Annotated in this window: 13 protein-coding genes; 1 reads left to right on the plus strand and 12 read right to left on the minus strand. The window is 55.7% G+C overall.

The window, feature by feature from the left end:
- Positions 1 to 32 precede the first annotated feature (32 nt).
- The gene (locus tag DQG13_RS08875; protein WP_113019383.1) at positions 33 to 521 is read left to right on the plus strand and encodes a DUF3939 domain-containing protein; all 489 of its coding nucleotides are present in this window, start codon (positions 33 to 35) and stop codon (positions 519 to 521) included.
- 80 nt (positions 522 to 601) lie between these two features.
- On the opposite strand, the gene DQG13_RS08880 is transcribed toward DQG13_RS08875, so the two are convergent.
- From DQG13_RS08880 to upp, 12 genes are all read right to left on the minus strand, one after another.
- Complete coding sequence (locus DQG13_RS08880; protein WP_113019384.1) at positions 602 to 1006, minus strand: F0F1 ATP synthase subunit epsilon; 405 nt, start codon at positions 1004 to 1006, stop codon at positions 602 to 604.
- A 63-nt stretch (positions 1007 to 1069) separates the two neighbouring features.
- Positions 1070 to 2476 carry a F0F1 ATP synthase subunit beta gene (atpD, locus tag DQG13_RS08885; RefSeq protein ID WP_113019385.1) on the minus strand — a complete coding sequence of 469 codons (1407 nt, stop codon included), beginning with the start codon at positions 2474 to 2476 and terminating at the stop codon, positions 1070 to 1072.
- A 37-nt stretch (positions 2477 to 2513) separates the two neighbouring features.
- Positions 2514 to 3374 carry an ATP synthase F1 subunit gamma gene (gene atpG, locus DQG13_RS08890; RefSeq protein ID WP_113019386.1) on the minus strand — a complete coding sequence of 287 codons (861 nt, stop codon included), beginning with the start codon at positions 3372 to 3374 and terminating at the stop codon, positions 2514 to 2516.
- A 14-nt stretch (positions 3375 to 3388) separates the two neighbouring features.
- Complete coding sequence (gene atpA, locus DQG13_RS08895) at positions 3389 to 4903, minus strand: F0F1 ATP synthase subunit alpha (protein ID WP_113019387.1); 1515 nt, start codon at positions 4901 to 4903, stop codon at positions 3389 to 3391.
- 16 nt (positions 4904 to 4919) lie between these two features.
- The gene (locus DQG13_RS08900; RefSeq protein WP_113019388.1) at positions 4920 to 5468 is read right to left on the minus strand and encodes a F0F1 ATP synthase subunit delta; all 549 of its coding nucleotides are present in this window, start codon (positions 5466 to 5468) and stop codon (positions 4920 to 4922) included.
- Entirely contained in the window at positions 5465 to 5950 is a 486-nt protein-coding gene (atpF, locus tag DQG13_RS08905) for a F0F1 ATP synthase subunit B (protein ID WP_113019389.1), read from the minus strand. Before atpF ends, DQG13_RS08900 begins: the two co-directional genes overlap by 4 nt.
- A gap of 113 nt (positions 5951 to 6063) precedes the next feature.
- Positions 6064 to 6282 carry a F0F1 ATP synthase subunit C gene (atpE, locus tag DQG13_RS08910; protein ID WP_113019390.1) on the minus strand — a complete coding sequence of 73 codons (219 nt, stop codon included), beginning with the start codon at positions 6280 to 6282 and terminating at the stop codon, positions 6064 to 6066.
- Positions 6283 to 6351: 69 nt separating this feature from the next.
- Complete coding sequence (gene atpB, locus DQG13_RS08915) at positions 6352 to 7125, minus strand: F0F1 ATP synthase subunit A (protein ID WP_113019391.1); 774 nt, start codon at positions 7123 to 7125, stop codon at positions 6352 to 6354.
- Between the two features lie 4 nt (positions 7126 to 7129).
- The gene (locus DQG13_RS08920) at positions 7130 to 7522 is read right to left on the minus strand and encodes an ATP synthase subunit I (protein WP_113019392.1); all 393 of its coding nucleotides are present in this window, start codon (positions 7520 to 7522) and stop codon (positions 7130 to 7132) included.
- On the minus strand, positions 7515 to 7745 hold the full coding sequence (locus tag DQG13_RS30525; RefSeq protein ID WP_146767122.1) for an AtpZ/AtpI family protein: 231 nt from the start codon (positions 7743 to 7745) through the stop codon (positions 7515 to 7517). The genes DQG13_RS08920 and DQG13_RS30525 overlap by 8 nt, the downstream gene beginning before the upstream one ends.
- Before the next feature lie 282 nt (positions 7746 to 8027).
- Positions 8028 to 9170 (minus strand): non-hydrolyzing UDP-N-acetylglucosamine 2-epimerase, encoded by a 1143-nt coding sequence (gene wecB / locus DQG13_RS08925; RefSeq protein ID WP_113019393.1) that lies wholly within the window; start codon positions 9168 to 9170, stop codon positions 8028 to 8030.
- Between the two features lie 102 nt (positions 9171 to 9272).
- Positions 9273 to 9902: a uracil phosphoribosyltransferase gene (upp, locus tag DQG13_RS08930; RefSeq protein WP_113019394.1), complete on the minus strand. Its 630-nt coding sequence runs from the start codon at positions 9900 to 9902 to the stop codon at positions 9273 to 9275.
- Positions 9903 to 10101 lie beyond the last annotated feature (199 nt).

Consider the following 10101-nt stretch of genomic DNA (forward strand, 5'->3'; position numbering starts at 1 on the left):
GCATACAACTCGAGAAAAGGAGGTTGCCTTGTATGTTCTGGTCCAAAAAGAAACGCCACGCCGCCAAGAATGCCGCTGAAACGGAAGCAGGTACAGAGCTTTCTCCCCCGGTTGTTTCCGCTACCCTCGATGACGTTAAACGGGTTATCCGCGAGTTCGAGCAGCATCTGCCCAAAGGAATCAACCGTACCGTTCTCATCGGACAGGATAACGAGATTAATTTCCAGCTGCTCATACCTGCGTTGGGAGGCATTCCCCAGGAAAAATACTACATGTCCCGGGAGACCTTTGAAATTTTCCCGGAGAAGGACAAGCACATTGCCATATGGCTGGATGTGGTGCAGCGGGCAGTGGACGAATACATTACCGAAGAAAAAAACATCCCTGTCCTGCCCGGCGACACCCGCAAAAAGATCAGCTACTCGCTGCTTCAAAACAACTATTATTTAAAAGAAAGACCGCCGTTGGACTTTTACCTGACCGATTTGGAGGATATGATCACCCATGTGCCCCAGGAATAACTCTCATAACTGCAAATAGAGCAGCCCCGATCTCACCGGAGCTGCTCTATTTTTTTGGGATGCATGGGGACTCCCCCCGATTAATGCTCCTTCTTGGCCACCTTCATCCGGTTAAGCGCACGCTGCAGCGCCAGCTCCGCCCGGCGGTGGTCGATATCATCCCGCTTGGCCTGCAGGCGTCTCTCGGCGCGCTGCTGGGCCGCCAGCGCCCGCTCCAGATCAATCTCGGAGGGAAACTCTGCGGTTTCAGCCAGAATGACCACTTTATTCCTGCGCACTTCCATAAAACCGCCGCTGACTGCGATGGTTTCGGTGGCGCCGTCCTTCTTAATCTGCAGCGGACCGATTTCAAGCGGGGTTACCAGGGGAATATGATGGGGCAGAATGCCCAGCTCACCCCCCGCGCCGCGGGCGATGATCATATTCACTTCCTGCCCGTAAACCTTCCGCTCCGGAGTGACAATTTCCAATAAAAATGTACTCACGGACCATTCCTCCTATCCTGAAGCGTCGAATTTGGCGCAGCCAACTTGACGGCCCCGCCCCTATTACAGGGACTTGGCTTTCTCGATTGCCTGCTCAATGGTTCCCACGTTGTGGAAAGCCGCCTCAGGAAGGTCGTCGTGCTTGCCCTCCAGCACTTCCTTAAAGCCGCGCACGGTTTCCTTAACCGGCACATACACACCGGGCTGGCCGGTGAATTGCTCGGCCACGTGCAGCGGTTGCGACAGGAAGCGTTGCACTCTCCGCGCCCGGCTGACCACAAGCTTGTCTTCATCGGACAATTCATCCATACCGAGGATGGCGATAATGTCCTGAAGCTCCTTGTAGCGCTGCAGGAGACGCTTCACGTTTTGAGCGACCTCGTAGTGCTCTTCCCCGACCACCTGGGGATCAAGAATCCGGGAGGTGGAGGCCAGCGGGTCTACCGCCGGGAAGATACCGATGGACGCAATGCCCCGGTCCAGGTTGGTTGTGGCGTCCAAGTGGGCAAACGCCGTTGCCGGCGCCGGGTCCGTATAGTCATCCGCAGGCACGTAGATGGCCTGAATGGAGGTAACGGAGCCCTTCTTGGTGGAGGTAATCCGTTCCTGGAGCTGGCCCATCTCGGTTGCCAGAGTCGGCTGGTAGCCTACCGCGGAAGGCATCCGGCCCAACAGCGCGGACACCTCGGAGCCGGCTTGGGTGAAGCGGAAGATGTTATCGATGAAGAGCAGCACGTCCCGGCCCTCTTCGTCGCGGAAATATTCCGCCATGGTCAAGCCGGTGAGCGCTACGCGCAGGCGCGCTCCGGGAGGCTCGTTCATTTGGCCGAACACCATCGCCGTTTTGGCGATAACGCCGGAGTCCACCATTTCGTGATAGAGGTCATTGCCCTCACGGGTACGCTCGCCAACGCCGGCGAATACGGAGATCCCGCCGTGCTCCTGGGCAATGTTGTGGATCAGCTCCTGCATGGTAACCGTCTTGCCTACGCCTGCGCCGCCGAAAAGGCCGATCTTGCCGCCCTTCATGTAAGGGGCCAGCAGGTCGATAACCTTGATGCCGGTTTCCAGCATTTCGGCTTGGGTGGTCAGGTTTTCGAATGTTGGCGCCGGTTTGTGGATCGGGCTGGTGAAGGTGCGGTCGGCTGCGCCGCCGCCGTCGATGGGCTCGCCCAATACATTGTATACCCGGCTGAGCGTTGCCGGTCCTACCGGCACGGTGATGGGAGCGCCGGTATCCAACGCTTCCATGCCCCGGACAAGTCCGTCGGTGGAGGACATGGCCACGCAGCGGACGATATTGTCCCCAAGATGAACGGCAACCTCAACGGTCAAGTTGATGTCCTGCTCACCGGGCTTCTCTGCTTTTTTGGAAATATGAATGGCGTTCAGCACATCGGGCAGTTGTCCGCGCTCGAATTCAACGTCGATAACCGGCCCGGTGATCTGAAGCACACGGCCTTTGTTCATGATTGGTTTCTCCTCCTATGCGGCTTGCGCCCCCCTCTTACGCTTGGGCGTTGGCGCCTCCGACAATCTCCGAGATTTCCTGCGTAATGGCCGCCTGGCGGGCACGGTTGTACTGCAGGGTATACGATGAAATCAGCTTCGTGGCATTCTTCGTGGCACTGCCCATTGCGGTCATCTGCGCGCCGAATTCACTGGCCTTGCTCTCCAGCACAGCGCTGTAGATCAGTGTTTCCGCATACTTGGGAAGCAGCACCCGAAGCACAGCCTCCGGTGAAGGTTCGTATTCATAATCCGCGGATTCAGCGCTTTGGGAGATATGTTCCAGCGGCAGCAGACGCTTTACCGTCGGAATTTGCGTCAAAGCATTTTTGAATACGTTGTAAACCAGATAGAACTCATCAAAGGTTTGGTTGGCGTAGAAATCCACTGCCTTGCCCGCCAGAAGACGGATGTCGGAAAAATCAGGGGTGTTGGGCAGTCCGGTAACTTCGTCCAGAATCGGAATATTCCGCCTGCGGAAGAAGTCCCGCCCTTTCCGTCCCACTACCATCAGGGCATATTCGTCGGGAGACTTGTGGTTCTCCTTCAGAACCTGCATCAGCTTCCGGAGCAGGTTGGAATTGAAGCCTCCCGCCAGCCCGCGGTCCGACGTGATAACCAGATAGCCGGTCCGCTTCACCGGACGGGTCTCCAGCATGGGATGCTCCACGTCCTCGGCTACCGCAGTAACATGGGAGAGCACCTCGCGAATTTTCTCGGCATAAGGCCGGGAAGCCTCCGCCGACTGCTGGGCTCTCTTCAACCGGGATGCCGCCACCATTTCCATGGCTTTGGTAATCTGCCGGGTACTCTTAACACTGACGATCTGCCGCTTAATCTCGCGAATGCTCTTAGCCATTAAAAGTCACCGCCCTATACGTTAGTGGCGAAGCCCTTGCGGAACTGTTCAATGGCCGCTTGCAGCGCCTTTTCATTGTCGGCGGTCAAATCCTTGGTATCCCGGATGGAAGCCAGAATCTCCGGCTGGTTGCTGTCCAGGTACATGAGGAATTCCCGCTCAAAACGGAGGATATCGGGCACCGGAATCTCGTCCAGATAACCCTTGGTTGCAGTGTAGATGCTGACCACCTGCTTCTCAACGGGAAGCGGCTGGTTGACGCCTTGCTTCAACAGCTCCATCAGACGGGCGCCGCGGTTCAAGCGGGCCTGGGTTACGCGGTCCAGGTCGGAGCCGAACTGGGCAAACGCCGCCAAGTCGCGGTATTGGGCCAGGTCCAGACGCAGCGTACCGGCTACCTTCTTCATGGCCTTGATCTGCGCCGAGCCGCCTACCCGGGACACGGACAGACCCACGTTAACCGCAGGGCGCTGGCCGGAATAGAACAGGTCGGACTCCAGGAAGATCTGGCCGTCGGTGATGGAGATCACGTTGGTCGGAATATAAGCGGAGATATCGCCCGCTTGGGTTTCGATAAAGGGAAGCGCCGTCAGGGAGCCGGCCCCCAGATCATCGGAGAGCTTGGCCGCACGTTCCAAAAGACGGGAGTGCAGATAAAATACGTCGCCGGGGAAGGCTTCCCGTCCCGGAGGGCGGCGGAGCAGCAGGGACAATTCCCGGTAAGCCGCAGCCTGCTTGGACAGGTCATCATAGATGATCAGCACATGCTCGCCCTTGTACATGAAATACTCGCCCATGGAGCAGCCTGCATACGGAGCCAGGAACAACAGGGGAGACGGCTCGGAAGCACTTGCAGTCACGACGATGGTATAGTCCATGGCATCGTGGCGGCGGAGAGTTTCCACAACCTGGGCAACGGTGGATTGCTTTTGGCCAATGGCCACATAGATACATTTCACGCCGTTGCCTTTTTGGTTGATGATGGTATCGATGGCAATGGCGGTTTTACCGGTTTGGCGGTCGCCGATAACCAGCTCCCGTTGTCCCCGGCCGATGGGAATCATCGAGTCAATGGCCTTGATCCCCGTTTGCATGGGCTCATGCACGGATTTCCGCTGCATAACCCCCGGTGCGGCCGCCTCCAGCGGACGGGTTTCTGTCGAGGCGATCGGCCCCAGTCCGTCCAGCGGCTGGCCCAGCGGATTCACGACGCGGCCCAGCAGGCCTTCGCCTACGGGAACCTCCATGATCCGGCCGGTCCGTCTGACCTGGTCGCCTTCACGGATGTCCGTGTACGGGCCCAGGATGATAATACCGACGTTGTCGGCCTCCAGGTTAAAAGCATAACCCATTACGTCGTTGGCAAACTCCAGGAGCTCGCCCGCCATGGCATTGCCCAAACCGTGGGCGCGGGCAATACCGTCGCCGATGTGGATGACGGTGCCAATCTCCGCCACTTCCATATCCGCTTTATAGTTTTGAATCTGATTTTTAATCAGTGTACTGATTTCTTCTGGCTTGATACTCAACTGCCCTCACCCCTATCTACATTACTTGAGACGCCTGCAATGTCTTTTCCAGCCGCTTCAACTTGCCGGAGAGGCTTCCGTCATACAGCGTGTCGCCGATCCGCACCTTGATGCCGCCCAGCAGGCTTTGGTCCACAATATTGGTAACCTGAATGCTCTTCCCCGTCACAGCGCCGAAGCTCGCCTTGATGGAGGCGGTCTCCTGCTCTGAAAGCGGCATGGGAGAATAGACAACCGCTTCGGTCCGTCCAAGGGCCTCCCCTGCAATTCGGACAAATTCATCGCAGACAGCAGGAATCAAGAGAGCCCGCTTGCGCTCCACCAAAATACGGAGGAGATTCAGCACGGCCTCCGATACCTGGCCCTCAAATATACGGCGGAGCAAATCCGTTTTGACATTGGCGTCGATGTTGGGATGGCCCAGAACAAGCTCCAGCTCGGGATGCGCCAGCACCGTTACCGCCTCTTTCAATTCAGCAATGGCCTGCTCGGTGATTCCCGATTCCGCTGCCACCTCGTATAACGCCTTGGCATACCGCTTGGCTGCTGTCAAGTCTTTGGTCATCCTTTGTCCCCTACCTCTTTCAGGTATTGCTCAACCAAATCCTGCTGGCTCTTCTCATCGATTTGCTTCTCAATGATCTTCGACGCGATCAGGACGGACATGGCGCCCACTTGCCCTTTCAAAGCCGCAACAGCCTTGTTCTTCTCCGCTTGAATATCGTTCAGCGCCTCTTGCTTGAGCCGCACGGACTCATCCTTGGCCTGCTTGAGCAGCTCTTCGGATTGGCGCAGGCTGGAGGTGCGGGCTTGCTCCACAATTTGGAACGCCTCTTTGCGCACGTCCTGCATGGCCTTCTTCTGCTCCTGCATGAACTGCTCCGCTTGGGTCCGGCTGTCTTCCGCAGCCTTCAGCTGACTTTGGACCAGCTCGCGGCGCTTCTCCATCACGCTGAATAAAGGCCCAAAAGCAAATTTATTCAAAACAAAATACAGCAACCCGAAAGCAAGCACAGCAAAAAGCGTGGACTCCCAATGAAAACTCATATGTTGTCACTCCCTCCCGAAAGGATTGCCTGCTTCAACAGGCTGTTTATGCAAAATGAAGGCGCGGATGGCTCCAGTGAGACCTTCCCCGCCTCAAGCTCCTTATGGGAGGCTTACACTCCGGCAAAATACATCAGGAACGCAAGAACCGCTGCAATCAGAGGCACAACTTCGACGATACCGACACCGATAAACATGGTGGTTTGCAGTGCGCCGCGCAGCTCAGGCTGACGGGCCATGCTTTCTACTGTTCTGCTGACGATCATACCGTTACCGAAAGCGGCGCCGATTGCGCCCAGACCTACTGCAATAGCTGCTGACAAAAATTCCATGATTGATATTCCTCCCAAAGTATAGTGGTTTGTCGGGACATGGCCGCAGCCAAGCCCATAATGCCTTGCTTAATGCTCCTCATGCACCGCAGCTTGCGAGATGTACACCATGGTGAGCATTGTGAAGAGAAACGCCTGGATGGCGCCTACAAAAACGCTGAAGCCCTGCCAAACCGCAAGCATGGGTATACTTGCCCATTGAGCCATAAGAATAACCCCGATCAGGATTTCCCCGGCAAAAATATTGGCGAATAGACGAATGGCCAGCGTAAGCGGCCGGGCGATCTGCTCCACCAGATTTAATGGCAAAAATACTGGATAAGGCTCCAGATAGTGCTTCAGGTAGTGCTTCCTGTTCTTGGTCAGGCCCAGATAGTGAATCAGCAGAAAAACAACCAGGGCCAAAGCCAAAGTGACGGACATATCCGCTGTCGGCGACTTCCAGAAATTGAGTTCGATATGCTTGCCCGCCTCATGGGCGCTAGCCAGCATATCGGCATCCACAATCGGGAATCCAAACCAGGACAGCGGCTCGTGAATCTCAAAAACCGCCGCAAAGGGCAATCCCAGAAGATTGGCGACAAAGATGAACATAATCAGCGTCATCCCGAGCCCAATGAATGGCTTCGCCCGGGATAAAGGCATGGCGCTGGCCACAATATTATGGACAAAGTCCACCACCCATTCCAGGAAGTTCTGCATGCGGGAAGGATTCTCGACAGACAGATTCCGGACTGCGAGCCTGGCAATCACAAACGTGATGATACAGGATACAATAATGGGCAAAAAGATGGAGATGTCAATGTTCAATCCGCCAATCTGAAGAATCGGTGAATCATGCATGTTTTCACCTCTTTTCACTGTGAAGTTTGTGCTGTATTGCAGAGCCCAAACCAAACAGGAAAGCCAAGGTTTGGACAAAAAAGAAACCTGAGATGGTGGAGCCTAAGTGAAATGCGGGAACCCGCAGGCAGATGGCCAGCGCAATAAAAATGGTGCTGGCCCTGCTAAGAAAGCCCAGACTTGCCCGTTTGCCGGTGTTGGCCAGGGCAATCCGGGTAATGGCATAAATGCGGGATTGTAAAATGCGCCCGTTAATCAGGCTGGTGCATACTCCCAGAACAAGACCGGCCGCATATGGCTTAAGGGCCGGAACAAGCGCCCAGGCAAACAGGCAAGCCGACATGAAAAACAGGGAGGCACGGATAATGCGGCGCATCAGAATGTCTAGTTCATTCATTCGTTTCCTCCAGAATTCTCATGATCATCAGCACAATGCTTCCCAGGCCGGTGAACAGCCCGCCCAATACTCCGATCACAGACCATGGCGTCCAGCCGGTACGCTTGGCAAGAGATGTGCCGATGAAATACCCCAGCACAATGCAAACCACAAGGTTCATGCCGATTGCACTGGCAATACCCGCATATTTCCAGGGGTTACTACGGATAGGGGGTTTGTTCATGGAATCCCGTCCATTTCCGCCGCTTAGAGACTGAGGCAGTTCCCTAATGGCATTGCGTTCCAATAGGCTTTAATTGTCCATTTTGCCGCAGGCATCAATCGTTACTTATTGTATCGTCGCCGAGCAAGGTTTGTCAATCAGCACAAATTGAGGCAATTTGATGAACGAGGGCGGAAAAATGCCTGAATTTAAAGGGTTTTTGAAGCATAACCAGACAGTACAACTGTATGGTGTGATTTTCATCATTGACAGCGCTATCTGGTATATAATGTAAAACGCTCTTTATGGCTGGAAAGACTCCGGCTTGGATGCCACCAGACCGAAATAATGCTTGATCGCCTGCACGATCCGCGCGGAAACCTTGCCGTCCCCATACGGGTTGGAGGCTTGGCTCATTCTGCGGTACAGCTCCTCATCCGTCAGCAGCGCTCTGGCGCGGCTGTACACCGCTTCCTCATCCGTGCCCACCAGCTCCAGCACGCCGGCGTCGATGCCCTCCGGGCGTTCGGTGGTATCCCGCAGCACCAGGGCAGGGATGCCGAAGGCGGGGGCCTCCTCCTGGATGCCTCCGGAATCGGTCAGGATGAGATGGGTATGGGGATAGAAGTTGTACAAATCCATCACATCCATGGGCGCGGTCAGCTTGATCCGGGGATGGTCCCCGAGAATCTCCTGGGCCGGCTTCTGCACATCGGGATTCAGATGGACGGGATACACAATCGCCACATCCTCGAACTCGTCGGCAATCCGCTTCACGGCGCGGAAAATCCGGCGATGGGGCTCGCCGATAGCCTCCCGGCGGTGGGCGGTCATGAGAATCAGGCGTTTGCCCTTTGCCCAGTCCAGCAGCGGATGGGTATAGTCCGGACGGACCAGATACTGCATCACGTCGGTGATGGTATTTCCGGTTATGTAAATAGAGGCTTCCGGCTTGTTCTCCCTGCGCAGATTGTCCGCAGACCAGTTGGTGGGCGCGAAGTGCATATCCGCAATAACCCCCGTCAATTGACGGTTCATCTCTTCCGGGAATGGCGACAGCTTGTTCCAGGTCCTGAGCCCCGCTTCCACATGGCCTACCCGGATTTGCTGGAGAAGAGCCGCGTAGGAGGCCAGGAAGGTGGTGGAGGTGTCCCCGTGCACCAGAATCAGATCCGGCTTCGCTTCCGCCAAGATCGGCTCCAGCTCCTGAATCACCCGGACCGACAGGCCGGAGAGCGTCTGGCGCTCCTTCATAATATCCAGATCGTATTCCGGCTTGATCTCAAAATGGTCCAGCACCTGATCCAGCATCTGCCGGTGCTGGGCCGTCACACAGACCACGGAATCGATTTCGGATTGATGCTTCGCGAGCTCCAGCACCAGAGGAACCATTTTGATGGCCTCCGGCCGCGTCCCGAAGATGGTCATGACCTTGATCCGCTTCATGGGATATTCCCCTTCTTTCTCTTCATAGAGCAGGACGGAGCTTCCTCTCCTTATGGGAGGAACTCCGCCTGGCAAAAGTTCTATTCTTATACGTGTGACCGCCTATTTGGTTCCAAACAGGCGGTCGCCTGCGTCGCCCAGGCCGGGAACGATATAGCCATGGTCGTTCAGGTGACTGTCGATGGCGGCCACATAGATGTCCACATCGGGATGGGCCTCCTGGACGGCACGGATGCCTTCAGGAGAAGCAATCAGGTTCATCATTTTGATTTGGGTGCAGTTGCGCTTCTTCAGCACGTCGATGGCTGCGATGGCGGAGCCGCCGGTGGCCAGCATCGGGTCGATGACAATCAGCTCGCGCTCGGTCACATCGGTGGGCAGCTTCACATAGTATTCAACCGGCTGCAGGGTTTCCGGGTCGCGGTACAGGCCGATATGTCCTACCTTGGCGGCGGGAATCAGCTTCAGCACCCCGTCCACCATGCCCAAGCCTGCCCGCAGAATCGGAATCAGGCCCAGCATCCGGCCGGAGATGATCCGGCATTCGGCTTCGGAAACCGGCGTCTTCACAGTCGTCTTTTCAAGCGGAATATCTCTTGTAATTTCATAGGCCATCAGTGTAGCCACTTCATCCACAAGCTCCCGGAAATCCTTCGTGTTGGTGGTCTCATCCCGGATAAAGGTCAGCTTATGCTGAATCAGCGGATGATCACAAATAAAAACTTTGCCCATTCTTTTGTTCCTCCCACAAGAGCCTGAAAACCCCGGTTTGCCTTTTTGCAACGTCTTCTAACAGTTTTCGGCATAAATCTTATCTATTATACCACAGGTTTTCGCCAATACCATAGGGGGCAAAAGATGGCGCAGGCTCCACGCATCAAATTTCCAGCGACACGCATATTCAACATCTTTCGATTCATCTGATCCGAAC

The sequence above is a fragment of the Paenibacillus sp. YN15 genome (assembly GCF_003285005.1).
GTDB lineage: Bacteria > Bacillota > Bacilli > Paenibacillales > NBRC-103111 > Paenibacillus_AR.